Consider the following 25,483-nt stretch of genomic DNA (forward strand, 5'->3'; position numbering starts at 1 on the left):
GCGTGAGGCGGGAGGCGGGAGGGGGTGCAGAAGCGGGTCGGGCTCCCCCCTCGGGAACCCGACCCGCCTCGTCGGTGACGCCGCTCAGCCGGCAGCAGCGGTCACTTGGTGCCGCGCGTGACGTTGACGGTGCAACCGTCCGCGGCCTTGGTCAGCTTGGTGGTCAGCTCGACCTTGGTCTCCTTGCCGGGCTCGACGGCCTCGACCAGCTTGGTGGCCCGGCCCATGACGTCGCTGCCGTGCACCCAGTTGATGGTCACTACGTAGTCCCTGGCCTCCTTGGCGGAGGACATGATCGTGCCGGTGACCTTCTGGTCGCCGAGCTTGGTGTCGCAGTTGCCGTCCATCGTGAAGTCCTTGCGGGCCCCCTCGAGGTTCTTGAGCACGACGGGCGTCGCCAGGTCCTTGGGCGAGATGCCGGCGTCATTGATCTTGGAGGCGGCACCGCCGTTCGGGAAGGTCGTGGTCGTCGCCGTCGTCCTCGTGGCGCCGGAGCACCCGGTGAGCACGAGCGCGGCGATGGCGCCGACGACCGCTGCCGTCGTGCCGATCTTGTTGGGAGCGACCATGGTCACTGTCACCTTTCCCCAGCCGGGAGTTCTCGGGTCTGGTCCGCCTTGCCTACAGACCGTGCCTATATGCGATCAGACGGACACTTTGTGTAATCATGCTAGGCCATCGAATGTCTCATTGGCCACTGATTGTGCCGGTTGATCCCTGGCCGTCCTCCTCGTCGCGTCGCCGCTTGGCCAGCAAGAGCAGCCAGGCACCGGCGAGAAGCATGGCGAGCCCCACGCCGGCCAGCAGCCCGACGTCGGCACCGGTCTTGGCCAGGCGGCCGGTCCGCGGGTCGATGTAGTAGCCCGGGGGCACGGACCCGTTGCCGCTCTGGTTCACCCAGCCACCGCCAGGCAGGCCGTAGTACACCCCGCCCGGGTAGCTCCCGCCCCCGTGGTTGACGCCGTTGCCGGTGCCCGTGCCGGTGCCGGTGCCCGTGCCGTTGCCGGGGACGACGGGCTGGGTGCCCCTCACGGAGTCGGAGACGGGGGTGGACGTGGCTGCCTTGCGGCTGCCGGCGGGCGAGCCGCTCGGCGAGGTCGCCGAGGCGCTCGCGTTGTTGTCGAGCGTCCCGTAGCCGAGGTCTGCCTGGGCCACCAGGTAGCCCTTGTCGAGGCAGGTCACGACGTTGCCGGGCGCGGTCGGCGCCAGCGGCCCGCCGAGGCACTCGACCCCGTCGTACCCGAGCATCGCATCGCTGATCTTGACGGACTTCAGCGGCGTCTCGCCGGTGTTGGTGACGGTGAAGCTGTAGGTCACCGTCTCGCCGGCGTCCGCCTTGCCGTTGCCGTTCGCGTCGTTCAGCTTCGCGTTCTTCTTGAGCTCGTAGGCGAGCTTCTCGTCCAGCGGCACCGGCGGGTCGTCGGCTGCGGTCACCACATCGCCGGTGTCCACCCGAATGCCGGCCAGGTTGGCTCGCGTCCGGACGACGCCCTCGGCCATGTCGGCGCTGGTGATCGTGTACTCGATCACGCCGCAGCCGGACCACTCGGCCGGGTCGAGCACCGCGTCACCCAGCGCCTGCGGACCTCGCGAGCCCGCCCGGGCCCCGGCGCCCGCGACGGCGGTCGAGGAGGCGGTGTACGGCGCTGTCCAGTCGTAGGTCACCGCGCCGGTCCGGGCCGTCGTGAGCGGGCAGACGAACGCGCCGTCGACGAAGGTGTCCTTGGACAGGACCGTGACGTTGGCCAGGCTCAGCATCGGGTCGGTGATCTTGACGTCCCGGAGCCCCACCGTGCCGGTGTTGGTGCCTACGTAGGCGTAGCGGACGACGTCCCCGGCGTTCTTGATCCCGTCACCGTTGAGGTCGACGAAGTCCAGCCCGGTCGCCGGGTCGGTCAGCACGGTCTTGTCGAGCTTGACCTCGGCGCTGGCCGGCGTGGTGGGGGTGGTCGGGGTGGACGCCTTGTCGCCCTTGGTCTGGGTGTCGCCGTTGAGGCCCCTGACGTTGACCGTGGCGGCATTCTCGATCGAGCCGGACTGCTGCTCCCACTCGCTGATGTCGTGGACCGCGGTGCAGACCAGGATTCCACCGCCCTTGGGCACGACCGTCGCGCCGTGGGTCGGGGTGCCCGCGGCGAGGGCATCGGCGTTCGCGTAGACCTTGCCGTTGGTCAGGCAGTCCTGGTTCGTGAGCCCTAGGTTCGAGTCGTTGAGCACGACGTTCGCCGCGTCGGTGGTGCCGGTGTTGGTCACGGTGAAGGTGTAGGTCACCGTGTCCCCCACGTTGGTGGCGCCGTCCTTGTTGACGTCGTTCCAGGCCGCGGCCTTGTCGAAGGTGTAGTCCAGCGAGCCCGAGATCCGGAACTCCGACGTGACCGAGGACCGGCTCTCCAGGAGGTTGCCCTGGGGGTCCCTGGCCTGGGCGAGGGCGGTGTTGTAGATGATGCCCGTCTGCAGGTCGTCCTTGGTCAGCAGATATCGGTAGACGGTGCACTCGCGAGCCTCGCCCGGCAGCAGGGCCGGGTTCGTCGGGCTGGTGCAGGGCACGGCGGTCAGCCCGAGCCGGGGGTCGGTGATGGTCGGCGCGCTGACCGTGGTGGTGCCCTCGTTGGTGATCCTGAAGTGGTACGGGATGTAGTCACCGAGGTCGATCCCACCGTTGGCGTCGTCGTCCACGGCCTTCTCCGCCGTCTTGGCCAGGGTGATCTTGCTGACGCTGGCCAGCGGCGTCTCCACCGTGTCGGTCGACGGCGCCGAGCGCGGGTTGCCCGGCAGGTCGGCGAAGCTCCCGTAGGCGCTGGCCGTGTTGGTCACCATGCCGGCGTCCACGTCGGCCTGCGTCAGCGTGTAGGTCCGGCTCAGGCAGGTCGCCACCTGCGGCTGCAGAGCCATCGACTGGAGCAGCGCCTCGGGCATGAACCACGTGTCCGGGGCCCCGGCCTCGGGCGGCAGGCCGGACGGCGGGAAGGTGCAGGTGCCGCCGGTCACGCCGAGCTTGGGGTCGGACAGGTCGAGCCTGGTGAGCGGCATGTTGCCGGTGTTGCGGATGGTGAACGCGTAGGTGATCGTGTCGCCCACGTCCGCGCCGTTGCCGTCGAGGTCGTTGAGGGACGACCCCGTCTTGTCCAGGGTCACGGCCGGGTTGATCTGCACCTCCTCGGTGTCGTCGTCCGACACGGTGATGCCCGTGGCGGTGACGCCGGTGGCGGTGGCGAGGTTGCTGATCACGCCTCGCTCGTAGTCCGTGGCCGTGCCGACGTAGGTCATCGACGGGCAGGCCCTCGACTCGCCGGGGCGCAGCGGGGTGGAGCCGCAGGTCACGGTCTTGCCGATCATCGGGTCGGTGACGGTGACGGGCGACAGCGACACCGTGCCCGGGTTGCTCACGGTGAAGGCGTAGGTGATGGAGTCACCGGCGTCCACCGTCTGGCTGCCGTTGACGTCCCGGTAGGAACCCACCACCTTGTCCAGGACGATGGCCGGCGCCTGGTTGAGGGCGACCGACGTGGAGTCGGACGAGGTGACGCGGGTGCCGAGCGGTGACGTCCCGGCAGCCGAGGCCGTGTTGTCCACCGCGCCCGCGTCGAGGTCGGCCTGGGTCAGCGTGTAGGTCCTGCGGCAGGTCGACACCTCGCCGGGCGCCAGCTTGGCCGGGTCGCAGGCGACGTTCGTCATACCGACCTTGGCGTCGTTGACCACGATGCCGCTCATGGTCACGTTGCCGAGGTTGGCGATGGTGAAGGTGTAGGTCACCGTGTCACCGGCGTCCACCCGGGAGCTGTTGTTGGCGTCCACGACGCCGTCCTGGGTCTTGTCCAGGGACAGCTTGGGCGTCTCGACCAGCTTGGTCTCGGTGGCGTCGCCGGCCGTCACGACGATGTCCCGGGGCGTGAGCGCCCGGACCGTCGCGGAGTTCTTGATCGCCGCGCCCTTGGTGCCGTCGGCCCGCGTCACGAGGGTGTCGAGGTCGGCCTGGGTCAGGACGTAGGCGAACGGCGGGCACTCCACCGTCTGGCCCGGGTCCAGCGGCACCGAGGAGCACACCTGGTCGGCGATGCCGACCCGCGCGTCCGTGTAGCGCACGTCGTGCAGGGTCAGGCTGCCCGTGTTGGTCACGAGGAACCGGTAGGTGACCGTGTCTCCCGCGCCCACCAGGCCGTCCTTGGTGGTGTCGTCGACCGTCGAGGCCTGCTTGTCGAGCGCGATGGTCCGCGTCGCCGCGACCGACACCGTCGCCGTGGAGCTCCCGCTGACCGTCGTGCCCGCCGGCGAGAGCGCCGCCGCCACGGCGGTGTTGGTGACGCCGCCGGCGTTGGCGTCGGCCAGGGTCAGGGTGTAGACGGCCGTGCAGGTGGTCGCGGCGCCGGGCGCCAGCGTCGCGGCGCCGCAGACGCGGCGGTCGTAGCCGATATTGGGATCGGTCAGCGTCACCGTCGCCAGCGTCACCGTGCCGGTGTTGGTCAGGACGAAGGTGTAGGTGATCGTGTCACCGGCGTCCTGCTTGGCGTTCTTGTTGGCGTCCGTGACGGAGCCCGCGGTCTTCTTCAGCGAGATCGAGGGGTTCTCCGCGATCGGGTTGCTCACCTGGTCGACGGGCGACGTCACGGTGCCGCCGCGCGGGTCCTGGGCGCTGATCGTGGCGCCGTTCTCCAGCACGCCGGAGTCGATCTCCGCCTGGGTCAGCTTGTGGGCGTTGGCGGTGCAGGCCCGCGTCTGCCCCGGCAGCAGGGTCGCCGTGCCGCACTGGACGTCGTTGAGCCCGAGCGTCGGGTCGTTCAGCCTCAGCAGGCTCAGCGTCTCGGTCCCGGTGTTGGTCACCTGGAATCTGTAGGTGATGGTGTCGCCCGCGTCCACCCGGGTGTTGGCGTTGGTGTCGCTGATGGTGCTCGACGTCTTGTCGAGCACGATCGTCGCCCGGCCCACCGCGGGGGTGGTGACGGTGTCGACGTTGGTGAGCACCGTGCCGTCCGGCGTCGTGGCCTTCGTCGTCGCGGTGTTGACGACCTTGCTCGCGTCGACGTCGGCCTGCGTCAGCAGGTAGGTCCGGGTCGCGCAGAGCCGCGTCTGCCCGGGGAGCAGCGGGTCGGCGCCGCACACCTGGGCGTTGTAGCCCAGCTTGGCATCGGTCAGCGTGATCGGGCTGAGGGTGACGTTGCCGTCGTTGACCACCGTGAAGGTGTAGATGATCGTGTCGCCGACGTCCGGGCCGTTGCCGTCGGTGTCGTTGACCTGGGTCCCGACCTTGTCGAAGGACATGGACTCGACGACGGTCGGCACGACGGTCGCGCTCGCGGTCCGGGTGAACGCGATGCCGCTCGGCGGGGTGAAGGCCACGGACGCGGTGTTGGTGACCGTGGCCGCGTCGACGTCCGCCTGGGTGAGGACGTACGGCGTGGTGAAGCACTCGCGCGTGCCGCCCGGGGGCAGGGTGCCGGTGCCGCACGCCGCGCCGGTGACCCCGAGCATCCTGTCGGACACGGTGACCCCGGTCAGGTCGACGTTGCCGACGTTGGTCACCGAGACGGTGAAGGTGACGGTGTCGCCCGCGTCCTGGCGGCCGCTGCCGTTGGTGTCCGCGACGGCCGAGGCGAGCTTGGCGACCTTCGCGTCCGGGGTGGACGGGATGCCCGTCGAGGTCGTGTCGGAGGACGCCGGGGTGGCGTCACCGTGGAGGTCGGTGCCGGTGGCATACGCGATGTTGTCCACGGAGCCGAGGTTGAGGTCGGCCTGGGTGATCGTGTGTGTCGACGCGGCGCACTGCACCGACTGGCCCGGCGCCAGCGTGCCGGTCCCGCAGGTCACGTCGGTCAGCCCGACCTTCGCGTCGTCGACGTTGACGCCCGTGAGGGTGACCGTCCCGGTGTTCTTGACCGTGAAGGTGTAGTCGATCGTCTCGCCGAGGTCGCGGATCCCGTTGCCGTCGGGGTCGTTGACCCGGGCCACGGCCTTGTCCAGCGTCAGCTGGACCACCTCGGGGACGGCCACGTCCACGCTGTCGGACGCGGGCACCTTGGCCCCACCGGGGGCGGTGCCGACCGCGGTCGCGGTGTTGCGGACCGTGTTGGCGTTCACGTCGTCCTGGGTGAGCGTGTAGGTCCGGGAGTCGCAGCTGCGCGTCGCGCCGGGGGCCAGGCCGCCGGTGCCGCACACGGCATCCGTGATGCCCAGCAGCGAGTCGGTGTAGGTCACCGGACTGAGCGTGACCGTGCCGGTGTTGGTGACGGTGAAGCCGTAGGTGATGCTGTCGCCGGCGTCCACGCGCCCGGTCCGGTTGACGTCGACGATCGGCCCGGCCGTCTTGTCCAGCGTCAGTCCCGCGTCGGGCACGACCGGGGTGTCGGTGGTGTCGGTGCCGCTCACCTTGACGCCCGTGGGCGGGGTGCCCCCGGCCGTGGCGGTGTTGGCGACGCTACCGGCGTCGACGTCGGCCTGGGTCAGGGTGTACGTCCTGGGCGGGCAGGTCACCTGGGCGCCGGGCGCCAGGCTCCCGGAGCCGCAGGCAGGACCCACACCCAGCTTGGGGTCGCTGTAGGTGATCGCGCTCAGGGTGACGTTGCCGGTGTTGGTGGCGACGAAGGTGAACACGATGGTGTCCCCGGCGTTGACCCGGCCGTCCTTGTTGGCGTCAACGATGCCGCCCGCCGTCTTGTCCATGACGATGGAGGCCGACGGCGCGACCGGGGTGGTCGCCGTGGCGGGCGCGGTCACGTCCAAGCCGCTGGGCGGGGTGGCCGCCGCGGTCGCGTTGTTGACGACCTTGCCTGCATCGACGTCGGCCTGGGTGAAGGTGTAGCTCTTGTTCACGCACCCGCTGCGGGTCTCCCCTGGCTGCAGCGCGGTGGCGCCGTTGCCGCAGGCCGCGGTGACGAGGCCCAGCTTGGCGTCGTTGATCACGACGGAGGTCAGGGAGACGTTGCCGGTGTTGGTGACCGAGAAGGTGTAGCTGACCGTGTCGCCGGCGTCGATGCGGCCGTTGCCGTTGAGGTCCACGGGGGTGCCGGCCACCTTGGCGAGAGAGATCGACGGCAGCGCGTTGACCGCGCGCGAGCTGCGGTCCGTAGCCGACACGTCCCCGTTGGCCGGGGTCGTGCCGTGGGCGGTCGCGGTGTTGTCCACGGTGCCCGCGTTGACGTCCGCCTGCGTGAGCACGTATGGCGTCGTGAGGCAGTCGACGAACTCGCCCGGCGCGAGGGCCGCCGTCCCGCAACGCGCGTTGGCCAGCCCGACCTTGCCGTCGGTGACGGTGACCGGGTCGAGGGTGACGTTGCCGGAGTTGGTCACCCGGAACCGGTAGGTGATGGTGTCACCGGCGTCCTGGCGCCCGTTGCTGTTGGTGTCCGCGATGGCGCTGTCGGTCTTGTCCAGCACCAGGCGCGGGGAGGCGGGCACGGTGACGTCCACGGCGGCCGACCCGGTCACCGTGCCGCCCCCGGGGTCCTTGGCCGTGGCGGTCGCGGCGTTGTGCACCAGCCCCGCGTCGACGTCGGCCTGGGTGAGCGTGTAGGTCCGCGACGCACAGGTCACCGAGGCGCCCGGGGCGAGGCTGCCGGTGCCGCACGCGACGTTCGTCATACCGAGCTTGGCGTCGTTGACCACGACCGAGGTCACGGTGGTCGTGCCGGTGTTGGTGACCTTGAAGCCGTAGGTGACCTGGTCACCCGCATCCCCCCCGTTGGCGTCCAGGTCGCTGATCGCGCTGGCGGTCTTGACCAGGGCCAGCAGCGAGGCGCCCGACGCCGGGGTGCTCGTGGAGTCCTGCTGGTTGACGACGGTCACGCCGGCCGGCGGCGCCGCCACCGCGCTCGCGGTGTTGGCGACCGAGCCGGCGTCCACGTCCGCCTGGGTGAGCACGTAGGTCCTGGCCGGGCAGGCGGCGGTCTGGCCGGGGGCCAGGGAGGCCACGCACTGCGCGCCAGTGATGCCGAGCCGGGCGTCGGTGTAGGTCACCGGGGACAGGGTCACGTTGCCGGTGTTCGTGACCGAGAAGGTGTAGGCGATCGTGTCACCCGCGTCCGGCCCGTTGCCGTCGGCGTCGATCAGCGACCCCGCCGTCTTGTCGAAGGTGTACGACGCCGAGCGGGTGCCCGACAGGGTCACCGAGTCCGTGGCGGTCAGCTTGCTGCCGTCCGGCTTGGTGGCGGTCAGCGTCGCGGTGTTGCTGTAGGTCCCGGCGTCGACGTCGGCCTGGGTCAGCACGTGGTTGCGCAGCGGTGTCGTCGGATAGCCCGCCGGGTGGCAGGTGCGGGTCTCGCCGGGTCGCAGCACGCCGTCACCGCACAAGGTGTTGTAGATCCCGATCGGGGGGTCGTTCTTGCGGACGTCGGTCAAGGTGGTGTTGCCGCCGTTGGTGGCGATGATCGTGTAGTCGATCCGGTCCCCGACGCTCCAGGCGCCGTTGCCGTCCACGTCGACGTAGACGCCCTGCTTGTCCAGCGTCAGGATCTGGTTCTGCGGGACCGCGCGGCTGTTGGTGTCGGTCGAGGTGACGGTGGCGCCCGCGGGGCTGGTCCCGGCAGCCGTCGCCGTGTTGTCGACCGAGCCCTTGTCGACGTCGGCCTGGGTCAGCGGGTAGGCCTTGACGATGCAGTCCACCGTCTGCCCCGGCTGGAGCTGGGCGATGGTGGGCTCGCAGGTGGCCTGGTTGAGTCCGAGCTTCTGGTCCGTGATGGTGATCGGGGCCAGGTCGACGTTGCCGGCGTTGGTGACGCGGAAGGTGTAGGTGATCGTGTCGCCGGGCCCGACGATGTCGTCCCGGACGGTGTCGGCGATGGCCGTGTCGACCTTGTCGAGACGGATCACCGGGTTGGCCGGGATCGTGGTGGTGACCGACGCCGGAGCGGTGACGGTGGTGCCCCTGGGGTCCATCGCCGTGGCGCTGGCCGCGTTGACGAGGCGGCCGGCATCCACGTCCGCCTGGGTCATCGTGTAGGTCTTGGGCGGGCAGGTCCGCTGCTCCTGCGGAGCGAGCGGGCCGTTGCCGCAGGCCTGGTTGGCGACGCCGATCCGGGTGTCCTGGTAGAGGACGTTGGTCAGCGTCGTCGTGCCGATGTTCTTGACGGTGAAGGTGTAGGACACCGTGTCGCCGGCGCTCGGGCCGGCCGGTGCCGCCACGTCGGTGATGGCGCCGGCGGTCTTGACCAGGGACAGCGTGGACGTGCCGTATGTCGAGGTGCTCGTCCGGCTGGTCTGGTCCGTGACCGTGACCCCCGTGGGCGGGGTGGCCACGACGGAGGCCGTGTTGTCCACCGAGCCGCGGTCGATGTCGGCCTGGGTGAGGGTGTACGTCTTGGCCGGGCAGGCGACGGTCTGACCAGGGCCGACGGTGGGCTGGCAGGCGGCGCCGTCGATGCCGAGGATGGTGTCGGAGTAGGTCACCGGCGCGAGGGTCACGTTGCCGGTGTTGGTCACCGAGAAGGAGTAGGTGATCGTGTCGCCGGCGTCGGGCCCGTTGGCGTCGGTGTCGATGATCGACCCGGCGGTCTTCTTGAAGGTGTAGGACGCGGTGCGGGTGAGGGGCTGGACCACGGTGTCCGCGGCGACCACCTTGGTGCCGTCGGGACGGGTGCCGGTCAGGGTGGCGGTGTTGTCGAAGTGGCCGGCGTCGACGTCGGCCTGCGTGAGCGTGTGGTAGCGCAGCCGCCCGGTGGTGGCGTAGTCCGCGGGGTTGCACACCTCGGTCTCGCCCGGGGCCATCACGCCGTCCCCGCAGACCGCGTTGTTGATCCCGATGGCCGGGTCGTTCTTGCGCACGTCGGTCAGCGTCACGTTGCCGGTGTTGGTGCCCGTGAGCGTGTAGTCGATGCGGTCCCCGACGTCCACCCTGCCGTTGCCGTTGACGTCGACGTAGGTGCCGACCTTGTCCAGCACCAGGCCGAAGGTCTGGCGGACCGGGGTCGACGTCGAGTCGCTGGACGACCGTTGGGCGCCCGAGGGGCCCGTCGCGGTGGCCGTGGCGGTGTTGTCGACCGAGCCGGCGTTCACGTCGGCCTGGATGAGGACGTAGGTGTTGTCGGCCGTCACCTGGCACGTCCGGACCTGCCCCGGCAGGAGCGGGTCGGTGCCGCAGGCGACCGGCGTGGCGCTCAGCCGGGTGTCGGTGATCCGCACCGAGCTCAGGGTCGTGGTCCCGGTGTTGGTCACGGCGAAGGTGTAGGTGACGGAGTCGCCGGGGTCGGACTCCTCCTTGACGCTCCCGGTGTCCTTGAGCGCGCTCGCCACCTTGTCCAGCGAGATCGCCTCGACCCGGGTCAGCGTGGACGTCTGCGAGGCCGAGCCGGTGACCTGGCTGCCGTCCGGTGCGGTCCCGGCCGCGGTCGCGGCGTTGACGACCTTGCCGGAGTCGATGTCAGCCTGGATGAGCACATATGTCACGGACGGGCAGGTCACCGTCGAGGCCGGCGCCAGCGTCGCCGCGCAGACGGAGCCCGCGGCCACGCCGGCCTTGGGGTCGGCATACGTGACGTTGGTGAGGGTGGTGTTGCCGTTGTTGATGATCGAGAAGGTGTACTCGATGTGGTCACCGGCATCGACCCGGCCGTTGCTGTTGGCGTCGACCACGGGCCCGGCCGTCTTGCTGAGCAGCAGGGTGCTCGCCCGGCCGAGCGGGGTCGAGGTGCTCTGCGCCTGGCTGAAGGTCGTGCCGTCGGGCCGGGTGAAGGTGCCCGTCGCCGTGTTGTCCACCGTGCCGGCGTCCACGTCGGCCTGGGTCAGGGTGTAGCTACGGGCCGGGCAGTCACGGGTCTCCCCCGGGGTGAGCGGGGTGCCGCCGCAGGCCGCGTTGCTGAGCCCCAGCTTGCTGTCCGTGTAGGTGACCGGGTTGAGGTCCACCGTGCCGGTGTTGCGGACCGAGAAGGAGTAGACGATCAGGTCGCCCACGTCGACGCCGTTGCCGTCGATGTCGGAGACCGAGCCGGCCCTCTTGGAGAAGGTCGCGGCGGCCGACTGGACGAGCGGGGTCGTGGCCGTCGAGGCCGAGGTCACCGCCGCGCCGATGGCCGGCGTGCCCGTCGCGGTGGCCGTGTTGACCACCTTGCCGGCGTTGAAGTCCGCCTGGGTCGTGGTGTAGGACACCGCGGTGCAGGCCATCGTCCGGCCAGGCTCCAGGCTGCCGGTGCCGCTGCCGCCGCCGCTGCCGCAGGAGACGTTGGACAGGCCGAGCTTGGCGTCCGTCAGTGTGACCTGGGTGAGCGTGACGGTGCCGGTGTTCTGGACCGCGAACGAATAGGTGATCCGGTCGCCGGCGTTCTGGGTGCCCGACCCGTCCGTGTCGGCCGGCGTGGACCCGGTCTTGGTCAGCATGATGCCGGTGGTGCCCGCGAGGGGCGTCGAGACGCTGTCCGTGGCGGGCACGGTGGTGCCGTCCGGCGTCCTGGCCGCGGCGGAAGCCTCGTTGAGCAGGGAGCCGGAGTTCACGTCGGCCTGCGTGATCGTGTAGGTCCTGGCCGGGCAGGACCGGGTGGCGCCGGGCAGCAGCGGCGCGGTCCCGCACGCCAGGTTGAGGATCTGGAGCTTGGCGTCCGAGTAGGTCACCGTGGACAGGGTGGTCGTGCCGGTGTTGCTGACCGCGAAGGTGAACTCGATCGTGTCCCCTGCATCCTTGAGGCCGTTGGCGTTGGCGTCGGTGTAGGTGCCGCCCACCTTGTCGAGGGCCAGGGAGCTGCTCTGCGGGGCCGTGGTGGTGGTGCCGCTGGTGCCCTGGACGACGGTGCCGGCCGGGTCCTTCGCCGCCGCGGAGGCGTTGTTGACGATCGTGCCCTGGTCGACGTCGGCCTGCTTCAGCGTGTAGGTCACGCCGTCGGGGAAGCAGTAGCCGGACTGGCCCGGGGCGAGCGTGGTGGTCAGGGTGCACGCCACCCCGGCGAGCCCGAGCCGGGTGTCGGTGACGGAGACCCCGGTCAAGGTGGTGGTGCCCGTGTTGGCGACGCGGAAGCGGTAGGTGATGGTGTCGCCGGCGTCGACGCGGGCGTCGCCGTTGGCGTCCACGATCGAGCCGGCCTGCTTGGTGAGCCGCAGCGTCGAGGCGGTGGCCAGCGTCGTGGACGTCGTGTCCACCGGCGAGGTGATCGGCTTGTTCTCCAGGTCCAGGCCGGTCACGGACGCCGAGTTGTCGAGCGTGCCGCGGTCCGCGTCGGCTTGCGTGAGCGTGTAGGTGATCGCCGAGCAGCTGCGGGTGACGCCCGGGGCGAGCCCGCCGGAACCGCAGGCGATCGGGGTGGGGGCCAGCAGGCTGTCCGTCAGGGTCACGCTGTTGGCCGTGACGTTGCCGGTGTTGGTGACCTTGAAGGTGAACGTGACGGTGTCGCCCGCGTCCGGGCCGTTGCCGTCGAGGTCCGTGACGGAGCTGGCCGTCTTGTCGAAGACCAGGGCCGGCGCGTGCGTGATCGTCGTGGTGGTGCCGGCCGTGCCGGTGACCTCGGCGCCCGACGGCGGCTTGCCGTAGGCCACCGCTTGGTTGACCACCTGCTTGCGGTCCACGTCGGCCTGCGTGATGGAGTAGGTCGCCTTCGCGGCGCTGAGCGTGCAGGTCCGCGTGTCGCCGGGGGCCAGCGGACCCGTGCCGCACGCCTCCTTGACCAGGCCCAGCTTGTCGTCGCTGATGGTCACGGGGTTGAGGGTGGTCGAGCCCGTGTTCTTGACGCTGAACGAGTACTGGATGGTGTCGCCGGCATCCTGCATCGTGTTGCCGTTGGTGTTGGCGATGGCCGACGCCGTCTTGGTGAGCGCGACGCTGGAGCTCGCGTCGACAGGCGTCGAGGTGCTGGCCGGACCGTTGACCGCGACGCCGGTGGGGCTCACGCCCGCCGCGGACGCCGAGTTGTTGACGCTGCCGGAGTCGATGTCCGTCTGGGTCAGGCGGTAGACGACGAGCGCGCACGGGCCCGTTGCGCCGGGGGCGAGCGACGAGGTCTGGCAGCTGGCGTTGTAGAGCCCGGCCTTGGCGTCGCTGAGGGTCACCGGGCTCAGGGTCACGTTGCCGGTGTTGGTGACCGAGAAGGTGTAGGTAATCGTGTCGCCCGCGTTGACGATGCCGTCGGCGCCCTTGTCGATCGCGGACGCCGCCTTGGTGAGGCCCACCGAGGGGTTGGGGGCGATGCCGGTCGTCGTGGTCGCCGTGGTGCTGACCTTGGCTCCCGTGGGCGGCGTGGCCACGGCCGACGCGTTGTTGCGGACGGCACCGGCGTCGGCGTCGCCCACCTCGACGGTGTACTGCTGGGAGATCTGGCAGTCGCGGGTGGCCTGCGGTGCGAGGTCCCCCGTGCCGCAGGCGACGTTGACAAGGCCGATCTTCAGGTCGGAGACGAGGACGTCCTTCAGCGTGGTCGTCCCGGTGTTCCTGACCGAGAAGGTGTAGGTGATGGTGTCCCCGGTGTCGGGACCGTTCCCATCGCTGTCGACCAGGGCGCCGGCCGTCTTGGTCAGCGCCAGGCTCGAGACCGCCCCGAGCGCGAGGGAGGTGGCGTCGTCGTCCGTGACCTTGGTGATGCCGTCCGGTGCCACGCCCTCGGCATACGCCTGGTTGTTCAGCGCACCGGAGTCGAAGTCGGTCTGTTTCGTCGTGTAGATGTAGTCCATGCAGAACCGGGTGGCCCCCGGAGCCAGGGGGCCACTGCCGCAGGGCGCGGTCATCTGGAGCACCGGCTCGGTCACCGTGACCGAGCTCAGGGTGACGTTGCCGATGTTGGTCACCAAGAAGGAGTACGTCACCGTGTCGCCGGCGCTCGGCCGGCCGTCGCCGTTGGCGTCGACCAGGGGGGCGTTGGTCTTGTCGAACCTGATGGCGGGCGCCTGGGTGAGGGTGTCGGTGACCTTGTTCGACGTCGCGGAGACCATCTGGATGGTCGGCGACAGGGCCGAGATGCTGGCGGTGTTGTCCACCTTGCCGGCGTCCAGGTCGGCGGCGGTGATCACATAGCTGACCGCGGTGCACTCACGGGAGGCCCCCGGTGCCAGGGACCCGCTCCCGCAGGCGACATTGGTCAGCCCCACCTTCGGGTCGGTCAGCGCGAGGTTGGTGAGGGTCACGCTGCCGGTGTTCTTGACGGTGAAGGTGTAGCGGATCGTGTCGCCGGCGTCCTGGCGTCCGTTCGCGTTCGCGTCGACCACCCCGCCACTGGTCTTGACGATCTGGATCGACGGAGTCGGCGTGATCGGGTCGCTGGTCCCGTCCGTCGACGAGGCGATGGTGCCCGTGGGGCTGGTGCCGCGGACGGTGGCGACGTTGTCAAGGGTGCCCGCGTCGACGTCGGACTGCTTGACCGTGTAGGTCGCCCGGGGGCAGGTCACGGTCTGGCCCGGGGCGAGCGAGGCGACGCAGGACGGCGCGTTGATCCCGAGCTTGGCGTCGGAGTAGATCACGGGCGAGAGGGTGACGTTACCGGTGTTGGTCACCGTGAAGGTGAAGGTCATGGTGTCGCCCGCGTCGGTGCGACCGTTGGTGTTGACGTCGGTGAAGCCCAGGGTCTCCTTGTCCAGCGCGATGCCGGGCGACTGGGTCAGGCTGGTCGTGACGGAAGCCGGGGCGGTGGCCGCCTTCCCGGTCTGCGACACCGCGGTCGCGGTCGCGGTGTTCTGCACCTGGCCGGCGTCGATGTCGGCCTGGGTGAGGGTGTATGCCGCCTGTGCGCAGGTCGCCGTGGCTCCCGGAGCCAGCGGCAGCGGGGTGCAGCCGGACAGGGCGGTCGCCCCGAGTTTGGGGTCCGCGATCGAGATGCTGCTCAGGGTCTCGGCCCCGATGTTCTTGACGGAGAAGGCGTAGACGAGCCCGTCGCCGACGTCGGCCCGGCCGTTGGCGTTGGCGTCGACCTTGGTCACCAGGGACTTGGTCAGCGCGATCAGCGGCGTGCCCGAGGTGGCCGACGTGGTGCCGTCCGTCGACGTGTACGTCTTGCCGGTCGGGTCGCTGACGGTCGCCGTGGCGTTGTTGACCACGGACCCGGAGTCGATGTCCGCCTGGGTGATCGTGTAGGTCTTGGCCGAGCAGACCAGGGTCTGGCCCGGCTCGACCGTGCCGGTCCCGCAGGCGGCCTTGACGATGCCGGCCTTGGGGTCGTCCAGGGTGACAGAGCTGAGGGTGACCGTGCCGGTGTTGCGGACCGAGAAGGAGTAGACGATCGTGTCGCCGGCGTCCACGCCGTTGCCGTCGACGTCGGTGACCGACGACGCGGTCTTGTCGAAGACATGGCTCACCCGCGGCGTGAGGGTCACGTCGTCGGAGTCCTGGGCCGTGATGGGCGAGCCGACCGGCGGGGTGCCCTGGACGGAGGCGTCGTTGTGGATCGTCCCGGCGTTCATGTCGGCCTGGGTGATCGTGTAGTTCGCGGTGTAGCAGGTGGTCGTCTCGAGCGGATCCACGACGGGGTCGTCGCACACCCGGCTCGAGAGCCCCAGCTTGGCGTCGGTCAGGTTGAGCAGGTTGAGCGTGACGTTGCCCGTGTTGGTGACCTTGAACGTGTAGGTCACCACGTCACCGTTGTTGGGCGTGACCCCGTCGCCGTTGTCGCTCACCGCCGAGTGGGTCTTGTCGAGGGTCAGGGCCGGCGCCTGGGCGAGGGGGACGGTGTCCGTGTCCTGACTGGTGACCGTGGCGCCCTTGGGGTCGGCGCCCGCCGCCGTCGCGGTGTTGTCCACCTTGCTGGCGTTGAGATCGGCCTGGGTGAGGGTGTAGCGCCGTGAGGGGCAGGTCGCCGTGGCGCCGGGCGCCATCGTGGCGGCGCACAGGACGTTCGCCATACCGAGCTTGACGTCCGAGACGGTGACGTTGCTGAGGGTCGTCGACCCGCTGTTGGTGACGGTGAAGGCGTAGGTCACGGTGTCCCCGGCGCTCGGTCCGACGGGGTCCTTGGCCTCGACGATCGCGCTGTGGGTCTTGTCCACGATCAGCGCCGAGACGGGGGCGAGGTTGCGGCTGGTCGAGTCGGCCACCGAGCGGGTCGACTGGTTCTTGGTGTCCAGGGCCGTCACGTAGGCCGTGTTGCTGATCGCGCCGGCGTCGATGTCCGCCTGCGTCAGGACATAGGTCTCGGCCGCGCCGTAGCACCACTCGGTCTGCCCGGGCAGGAGGCCGCCGGGATGGGTGTCGTCGAGGTACCTGCACCAGGTCGAGCCGCTCGTCGTGGTGGCCGGGTCCAGCTTCGTGTCGTAAAGGTCCACGTGGTGCAGCGCGGTGGTGCCGGTGTTGGTGATGCTGAACCGGTAGGTGACGGTGTCGCCCGCGTCCACGCCGTTGTTGTCCAGGTCGGTGACGCCCAGGTCGGTCTTGTCGAGAGCGACCTTGGCTGTGCCGGCGGTGGCCGTCGTCGTCGAGTCGGCGGGCGAGGTGACCCTCTGGCCCTTGGGGTCGGTGCCCGCAGCCGTGGCCGTGTTGGTGACGGAGCCGGAGTCGACGTCGGCCTGGGTCAGGGTGTACGGCCTCGCTGAGCAGACCCGGGTGGCGCCCGCCGCCAGGGTGGTCGTGCCGCAGGTCGCGTTGACGATGCGCACCGTGGCGTCGTCGTAGGTGACGGAGCTGATCGAGACGGTGCCCGTGTTGGTCACGGAGAAGTAGTAGGTGAGCGTGTCGCCCACGTCGGGGCCGTTGCCGTCCAGGTCCATCAGGTCGCCGACGGTCTTGTCCATGCTCAGGCCCGGGGTCTGCGTGAGGGCATCCGTCACGGAGCTGGTCGCGGAGACCGTGCCGCCGGCGGTCAGGGTGCCGTTGGCGGTGACTGCGTTGGCGACCTGGCCGGCGTCGAGGTCGGCCTGGGTGAGGGTGTAGGTGGCCCGGGCCACCGGGAGGCTGCAGCTCTGGCTGGCGCCCGGGGCGAGGGCTCCGACGCACGGCTCGTTGACCAGGCCGAGCCTGGGGTCCGTGATGGTGACGCCGCTGAAGGACGTGGTGCCGCCGTTGCGGACCGTGAAGGCGTAGACGATGGTGTCGCCGACGCTGTCGCGACCGTCGCGGCTGGTGTCGACGACGCCGCCGGAGGTCTTGACGATGCTGAGGGCCGAGGCCCGCGTGATGGTGGTCGACGTGGTGTCGGTGTGTGCGATCACCTGCCCGGAGGGCGTCCTGGCATTGGACGTGGCCGAGTTGTCCACGACGCCGGCGTCGATGTCCGCCTGGGTCAGCGTGTAGGACCGGGTCAGGCACGTGATGGTGGCGCCGGGCGCCACCGCGGTGGCGCCGCAGGACGCGCTGCTCAGCCCGAGCCCGGAGTCTGCGACGGTGACCGGGCTGAGCGTGACGTTCCCGGTGTTCTTGACCACGAAGGTGAAGGTGATCGTGTCGCCCGGGTCCGTCTTGGTCGTCCCGTTGGTGTCGGTGACCACGCCGGCCTGCTTGTCGAAGGTGTAGGCGGGGGTCGCCTGCACCGTCGTCGTCGTGCTGGCCGAGCCGGTCACGGTGGTCCCGGTGGGCGTCGTCCCGCTCGCGGCGGCGTTGTTGACGACGCTGCCGGCGTCCGCGTCCGCCACGGTCAGGGTGTAAGGGGCGGTGAAGCCACAGGCGCGGGAGGCGCCCGGGTCCAGCGGGCCCGTGCCGCAGGCGACCGCGGACAGCCCCAGCTTGCTGTCGGTGACGGTGACCGGGTCCAGCCGTACGGTGCCGTTGTTGGTGACCGAGAAGGTATAGCTGATGATGTCCCCGGCCCCGACCAGTCCGTCGCCGTTGGTGTCGGCCAGCGCACCGGCGGTCTTGGTGAGCCGGATGCCCGTCGCCTGGGTGATGGACGTGTTGGTCGAGTCCTTGGCGGTGACCGTCGTGCGACCCGGTGAGGTGCCGCTGATGGTGGCCTCGTTGGCATAGGTCCCGGCGTCGACGTCCGCCTGGGTGAGCACGTGGGTGGCCGGGCTGCAGGTCCGCGAGGTGCCGGCCGCCAGGGCGCCCGAGCCGCAGGCGAGGTTCAGGCCGAGCTTGCTGTCCGTGAGGGTCAGCTGGTCGAGCGAGACGGTGCCGGTGTTCTTGACCACGAACTGGTAGGTGATCGTGTCGCCCGCGTCGTCCTTGGTCGAGCCGTTGGTGTCGGCGATCGGGCTGGCGATCTTGTCGAGCTCGATCCTGGGCGACTCGGTCAGCGCCCGCGTCGCGGTGCCGGGCGCGGTGACCTGGGCACCCGTGGGCGTCATGCCGGAGATCGTCGCGGTGTTGTCCACCTTGCCGGCGTTCGCGTCGGCCGCGGTGATGGTGTAGATGATCGGCGTACAGACGCGGGAATCGCCACCGGCGAGCGGGCCGGAGCCGCAGTCGACGTTGGAGATGCCCAGCTTGGTGTCGGTCAGCTTGATCGTGCTCAGCGTGACCGAGCCGGTGTTGGTGACGCGGAAGGTGTACTGGATCGTGTCCCCGGCGTCCTGGACCGCGTTGTTGTTGGCGTCGACGACGGTGCCGGCCGTCTTGACCAGCTGCAGCGACTGGGACGGGCTGAGCGGCACCGACGCCGAGGCGGTGCCGGGGACCGTCGTCTTGTCGGGTGCCGTGGCGGTCGCCGAGGCCGTGTTGTTGACCACGCGCGCGTCGATGTCGGCCTGGGTCAGGGTGTAGGCCGGCGAGGCGCAGGTCAGCGTCCCGCCGGGCTCGACCGACCCGGTCCCGCACAGCACGCCGGCCATGCCGATCTTGTTGTCGGTGACCGCGGCCCCCCTCAGCGACACCGTGCCGGTGTTGACGATCGTGAAGGTGTAGCTGACCTGGTCCCCGGCGTCCTGCTTCACGTTGCCGTTGGCGTCGGTCACCGTGCCGGCGCTCTTGGTGAAGGCGAAGGACGCCTTGGTGGTCACCGGGATCGTGACCCCGTCGGAGGCGGTCAGGGCCGCACCCGTCGGGGCCGTGCCGCTCAGGGTGGCGGTGTTGACGATCTGGCCGGCGTTCATGTCCGCCTGGGAGACGGTGTAGGCGTGCCCGGCGGTGGAGGCGAAGCAGTACTGCGACGCGCCCGGGGCCAGCGTCCCCGTCCCGCACCGCACGGCGTCGAGGCCGAGCCTGGCGTCGGTGATGGTGACGTTGCTCAACGTCACGGTGCCGCTGTTGGTGGCGAGGAAGCGGTAGGTCACGGTGTCGCCGGCGCTGTTGCGACCGTCGCCGGTGGTGTCCACGACCGCGCCGGCCGTCTTGTCGAGGGCGAGACCACGCAGCTGTGTGATGGGGGTCGAGGTGGTGTCGGGCGTCGACGTCGCGACCGTGCTGGCGGGCGCCGGGCCGACGGCCGACACGGTCGCCGAGTTGTCATAGCTGCCGGCGTCGACGTCGGCCTGGGTCAAGGTGTGGACCCGCTGGTAGCACTCGCGCGTGACACCCGGGTCGAGCGGGGTGGCCGGGACGCACGCGACGTCGGCGAAGCCCAGCTTGGTGTCGGTCACCGTCGGGTTGGAGACCGTGACCGTCCCGCTGTTGGTGATCTCGTAGGTGAAGGTGATGGTGTCACCGGCGTCGATCTTGCCGTTGGCGTTGGCGTCGGTCGGCCTCGCCGGAGCGATCTTGTCGAGGGTGATGGCGGGCGGCCTGACCCCGCCGCCGACGGTGGCGAAGTCGACCTTCTCGGTGTCCTGCGCGGACACCGGGTTGCCGGACGGCGGGGTGCCGACCGCGGTGGCCGTGTTGGTCAGGACGCCGGCGTTGATGTCCGCCTGCGCGACCGTGTAGGTCTTGGAGATCGTGCAGTCCACCGTCGCCCCCGCAGGGACCGGACCGGCGCCGCAGTCGACGGCGTTGAGGCCGAGCCTGGCGTCGGTGACGGTGACCGGGGAGAGGGTGACGGTGCCGGTGTTGGTCACGGAGAAGGTGTAGGTGATGGCGTCGCCGGCGTCCGGCCCGTTGCCGTCAAGGTCCGCCAGGGCGCTCTGCTTCTTGTCGAGCGTGATTCCCGGCGTCGAGGTGATGGCGCGGGAGTCGGAGTCCGAGGCCGTGGTCGCCTTGCCGTCCGGGCCGGTGCCCGACGCGGTGGCCGTGTTGTTCACCGCGCCCGCGTCCGCGTCCGTCGCGGTGATGGTGTAGGTCCGCACCGAGCAGGTGCGGCTCTGGCCGGGGGCGAGGGGCGCGGTGCTCGCCGCGTCGCACACCGCGGTGCCCACGTTGAGCTTGCCGTCGGTGATGGTGAGGTTGGTCAGGGAGACGGTGCCCGTGTTGGTGATGGTGAAGGTGTAGTCGATCGTGTCGCCGGCGCCCTGACGGGCGTCGGCCTTCGTGTCCTTGATCGTGGACGACGTCTTGTCGAGGACCAGTCGGGGCGTGGGCGTGATGGCGGTCGAGGTCGACGACTCCGCGGTGGCCTTGACGCCCTTGGCGTCGGTGCCGGTGACCGTCGCCGTGTTGGACACGTTCATGGCGTTGAGGTCGTCGACGGTCAGCGTGTAGGTCCGCGGGGTGCAGTCCCGTGAAGCGCCGGGGGCGAGCGGCGTCGTCGCCGCGGCGTCGCACACCGCGTCGGTGAGCCTGACCTTGGGGTCGGTGAGCGTGACGGTGGTCAACGAGGTCGTCCCGGTGTTGACCACCCGGAAGGTGTAGGTGATCGTGTCGCCCGCGTCGGTCACGCCGTTGCCGTTGACATCCACGACCGCCTGGGCGCCCTTGGCCAGCGTGACCTTGGTCTGCGGGGTCAGCGTGACGGAGGTCTGGTCGGTGCCGGAGACCTCGGCCTTGGCGGGCGAGGTGCCGCGGGCCGTCGCCGTGTTGTTGACCGTGCCGGCGTCGATGTCCGCCTGGGTGATGCGGTATGCCTGCGTGCACGTCGTGGTCGCGCCCGGGGCCAGCGCGCCGCCGCCGCACTGCGAGTAGTTGAGGCCGAGGGTCGGGTCCGTGACCGTGACGGGGTTCAGCGTCACGTTGCCGGTGTTGGTGACGGTGAAGGTGTACGACACGGAGTCACCCGCGGACTGCCTGCCGTCCCCGTTGTCGTCGTTGACGATCCCCGCGCCCTTGTCGAAGGCCAGCGCCGGCCTCTCGGGGATGGGGGTCGACGTGCTCGAGCTCGCCGTGATGGCCGCCCCGGACGGGGGGTACGCCGCGACGCCCGCCGTGTTGTTGACCGATCCGGAGTCGATGTCGCTCTGCGTCAGCGCGTAGGTGGTGGTCGTGCACGTGGTGCTGGCCTTGGGCGCCAGGGTGCTGCTGGCGCAGGTGATCGGCAGGGTGGACAGCGTGGGGTCCGTCAGCTGGATCCCGTGCAGCGTGACCGTGCCGGTGTTGGTCACCACGAAGGAGTACTGGATCGTGTCGCCGGGCTGCACCTTGTTGGCGTCGGCCTGGGAGATCGCGCTAGCGGTCTTCTTGAGCGTCAGCGCGGGGGAGGGCACGAGCGTCGAGGCGACCGTGTCCTGGGCGGAGACCTCGTTGCCGACCGGCGGCTTGGCATAGGTCACCGCGGTGTTGACGTAGGACCCGGCGTCGACCTCGGCCTGGGTGACGACGTGGCTGGCGGTGGAGCAGTACATCGTGGCGCCCGGAGCGAGCGCGGCGGCCGGGTTGCCCAGGTCGCAGGCTCGCCGGTCGAGGCCGAGGGTCGCGTCCGAGATCACGATGGGGCGCAGGGTCACCGACCCGGTGTTGCGCACGAGGAACGAGAAGGTCAGCGTGTCGCCCGCGTCGAGCTTGCCGCTGCTGTTGCTGTCGGACGTGGAGGCCAGCTGCTTGTCGAGCGTGATCGACGGCGACCCGTAGACCGCGGTCGACGTGTTGTCGATGCCGTGGATGGTGGAGCCGCTCGGCGTCTTGCCCGAGGCGTCACCGGTGTTGTCGTAGGACCCGGAGTCCAGGTCGGCCTGGGTGATGCGGTGCGAGAACGTGCAGGTCGTCGAGGCGCCCGGAGCGAGCGAGGTCGTGGATCCACAGGTCGCGTTGACGACGCCCAGGCTGGAGTCATTGACGAGCACGGTGCCGAGCGTCACGGTCCCGCTGTTGGTCACGGTGAAGGTGAAGGGGATCGTGTCCCCCACGTCGGTGACCTTGTTGCCGTTGGTGTCGACGACCGAACCGGCCGACTTGTCGAGCGTCAGCTGCGGGTCCGTCGCGATGGTGAGGGTCGCGCTGCCGTCACCCGTCGCGGTGCTGGCGCCGTTGGCACCCTTGGCCGTGGCGGTGTTGACGACCTTGCCGGCGTCGACGTCGGCCTGGGTCAGGGTGTAGGTGCTGGACGGGCAGTCCGCGGTCGCCCCCACGGCGAGGGTCCCCACGCACGCGGCGTTCGTCAGGTTCAGCTTGCTGTCGGTGATGGTCACGGGCGACAGCGGCACGTTGCCGGTGTTCTGCACCCGGAAGGTGTAGCTCACGGTGTCCCCGGCGTCCGGCCCGTTGTTGTCGTTGTCGATCACCGTGCCGACGGACTTGCTCAGCGAGATGTAGGCGCCCGCCTGGACGTTGAAGGTGTTGGTGTCGCTCGCGGTGGCCGGGTTTCCGGTCGGCGGCGTCGCCGTCGCGGTGGCGGTGTTGACGACCTTGAGGTTCGCCATGTCGCTCGACGTGATGGTGTACGTCCTGGTCAACGAGCAGGTGATGGAGTCCCCGGGCGCGATCACGGTGTTGGCGTCGATGCAGTAGGCACCGTTGATGCCGAGCTTGGTGTCCGTCACCGTGGGGGCGGCGAGGTTGACCGGCCCGGTGTTCTTGATGACGAAGGTGTAGGGGATGGTGTCCCCGGCATCGGTCTGGTTGTTGGCGTTGACGTCGTTGAGCCGTCCGGACTGCTTGTCCAGCGTCAGGGAGGCCGTCGGCGGCGCGGGCGGCGGCACGCAGGCGGTGTTGTTGGTCGTGACGTTGTCGGTCGTCGTCGCCATGGCGACCGCGTTGTAGAGACCGCCTCCCGGCGAGCCGTTGCAGGCCGACGCGGTGTTGGCGTCCTTGAACTTGAAGGTCACGGTGAGCCGGAAGGTGTGCGTCGTCAGGGCGTTGATCGGCGTGCTGCCCGTGGTCACCGGGATCGTGGTGCCGCTCAGGGTGGTGTAGGGCTTGCCCGCCGGGGCGCCGGTGCCGCTGCTGTCGATCTTGTAGCCGAGGATCTGCAGGTTGCTGGAGAAGCTCGGGGTGTCGGTGATCGCGCCGTAGGTGCCGACCGCGGCACCGGAGTTGGCGACGGTGACGTCGTAGGTGACCGTGTAGGACCCGTCCGCGTTGGGCCCGGCGTAGGAGCCGGCCGACTTGGCCACGTCGATGACCGCCGACCGCGTGGGCGGGTTCATGCAGGCGGAGTTGTTGGTGGTGTTCGACTCGACGGCGTACCCCGGGGTGCCGGCGTTGCCCAGGGCCACGGAGTTGAACAGGCCGGACCCGGCGGCGATGGGCGAGGAGCAGCTGCTGGGGACGGAGGTGTCCTGAGGGTTGGTGAACTTGAACTTCACGTTGACCGTGTACGTGACCGTCTGACCCGCAGCGAGGTTGACGAAGCCGCCCTTCTCCAGGTCCACGGACGTCGCCGTGGTGGAGCCCGAGCTGCCGCCGTTGGTGCTGGCCCAGTCGATGCCGGTGACCGTCAGCTTGGGATCGAACCCCGGGGTCTCGGTCAGCGGACCGTACTTCGTGGCTCCGGCGCCCGAGTTGGTCACCGTGACGGTGTAGGCCGCGGTGTAGATGGAGTCGCCATAGACGTTGACCGGACCGCTCACCCCGGACGCGGTCTTGGACACGTCGATGTTGGGGATGTTGACGATCACCTGGGTCGTGTCGCTGCCCGGGACGTTCTGGTTGGCGGCGTCCTTGGCGGAGACGTTGACGGTGTTGGTGAGCGACTGCGTGGCCGGTGGGCCGTAGCAGTCGATGTCCTGGTAGCCACCCACCTGCAGGCTCGCGATGTTCACGTTGCAGCCGGGCGCGTTGGGGTCGTTGACCGCCAGGCCCGTGAGCAGGGAGGCACCGTCGTTCTTGACGCGGATCCGGTAGCGCGGGGTCTCCCCCTGGTTGATCGTCTGGGTGTCCGATCCGTCGGCGGCCGTCTTGGTCACCTTCAGCTTGGACACCGGCACCGAGATGGCGGCGCTCTGCCACATGTACGAGTCGCCCGTTGTCCCGGTGTAGAGCCCGACGCTGGAGGAGCCCGCCACCACGTTGGTCAGCTGGTAGTTGTGCACGTCGACGCTGTAGTTGGTGGGGGTGCCGTTGTACGTCACCGCCCCGTCTGCGGAGCCCACCCCAGTGTTGCTCGTGTTCGCCCCGAGCGAGGTATCCGCCAGGGCGATGGTATTCGTGCCGACCGTGGAGGACGTGGTGTCGCCCGCGATGCCCTTGTCCCCCTCGTAGATCCCGACGGAGGCCCGGGCCCCTGGGGCGACGGCGACGAAGCCCCCCAGCGTGGTCGTCAGACCGTCCTGCACGCCGGCGGACGAAAAGGTGCGGACGTGACCGTCGTAGAGCACGACCTGGCGGGCCTGGCTCGCCGCCTGCCCCTGCACGGCCTGCCCATAGTCGTAGACGAGCGACATGGTCCACCCGCCGTAGCAGCCGTAGCCCGTCGGCGCCCAGATGTTGCCCACCGTCAACGTCGTCGCCGCGCCCGTCCCGGTCCCCACCTGCGCGGCGAGCTGGCTGGTGATGTCCTGCTGGGCGGAGTAGTAGTAAGGGTTGCCCGTGCTGAGCGAGCCGGAGCCCTCCGTGATGTTGGCGAAGCCGGCGTTGACGGTCTGCACAGCGCCGCCGTTGACGCGGAAGACCGGTTGCTGCGTGGTGTAGCTCCCTGCTGGCAGGGTTGCCTGCCCTCCGTAGGAGGCGCAGGAGTTGCCCGTGGCACCGGCTGCCTTCCCGGTGTTGGCGGACCAGTAGAGCATCGCCTTGACGATGGTGGCGCCCTCGGGCACGACGAACTGGCCCGAGGAGGAGTTCACCCCGGTCATCGTGGCGTCGACGTCGTAGTTGATGAACTGCCAGAAGTCGTTGACGTAGTTGTTGGAGCCAGAGGTGGGCGCGCTCCCCCCGTAGAGGACGGCGCAGCTGCTCCCCGACATCGGCGAGTCGGCCGAGGCGGTGCCAGAGCATTGCAGGATCCCGTTCCCCACGGTGAGGAAGTCGCCGTTCACGACGCGGTTGAAGGTCTCGTCCATGCGGCCGCCGGCGGGCGTGACGATCGTGGCGTCGGCGCGGGGGGCGAAGGAGACCACCAGGGCGCTCAGCAGCGCGAAGACGGCGAGGACCGCCACCGCGGCGCGCGCATGCCAGGAACGTGACGGATAGTGACGCACCGTCAGGAACCCTGGCGAGCTGGTCCAGCTGGGCATGGCCCCTCCTGCGCGCGACACCGGGGGATGTCGTGCCTCGTACCTCCCGATGCGCTGGCCTGCACACGGAGTGACGACTTGTGACTGTGAGCACATGCCGGCAGCGAGAAATATACGCATAGCCGTGGTTGATGTCACTCACGGATCGCAAAGATCACCCATCGTGATTAGCCCTTTCGAGGTGTGCAAGGACCCCACATCGTCAGGAACCAGACATATCGCCCCGTTACGCATGGGTATATTCGCGCCTTTTGCCCCTGGACCCGGACGCGACGGAGAGTGACCAGTCCGGCCCAGGCCGTCAGCAGTCGTTCAG

2 protein-coding genes are annotated in these 25,483 nt (G+C 69.8%); both read right to left on the reverse strand.

Annotated elements, in window-relative coordinates; translation table 11 throughout:
- Positions 1 to 101: 101 nt before the first annotated feature.
- Complete coding sequence (locus ACF3NS_RS01885) at positions 102 to 569, reverse strand: hypothetical protein (protein ID WP_392467475.1); 468 nt, start codon at positions 567 to 569, stop codon at positions 102 to 104.
- 118 nt (positions 570 to 687) lie between these two features.
- Positions 688 to 25,167 carry a hypothetical protein gene (locus ACF3NS_RS01890; RefSeq protein WP_392467477.1) on the reverse strand — a complete coding sequence of 8,160 codons (24,480 nt, stop codon included), beginning with the start codon at positions 25,165 to 25,167 and terminating at the stop codon, positions 688 to 690.
- Between the last annotated feature and the right edge of the window lie 316 nt (positions 25,168 to 25,483).

Origin of the sequence: Arsenicicoccus cauae (assembly GCF_043162025.1) — a bacterium.
GTDB lineage: Bacteria > Actinomycetota > Actinomycetes > Actinomycetales > Dermatophilaceae > Arsenicicoccus > Arsenicicoccus cauae.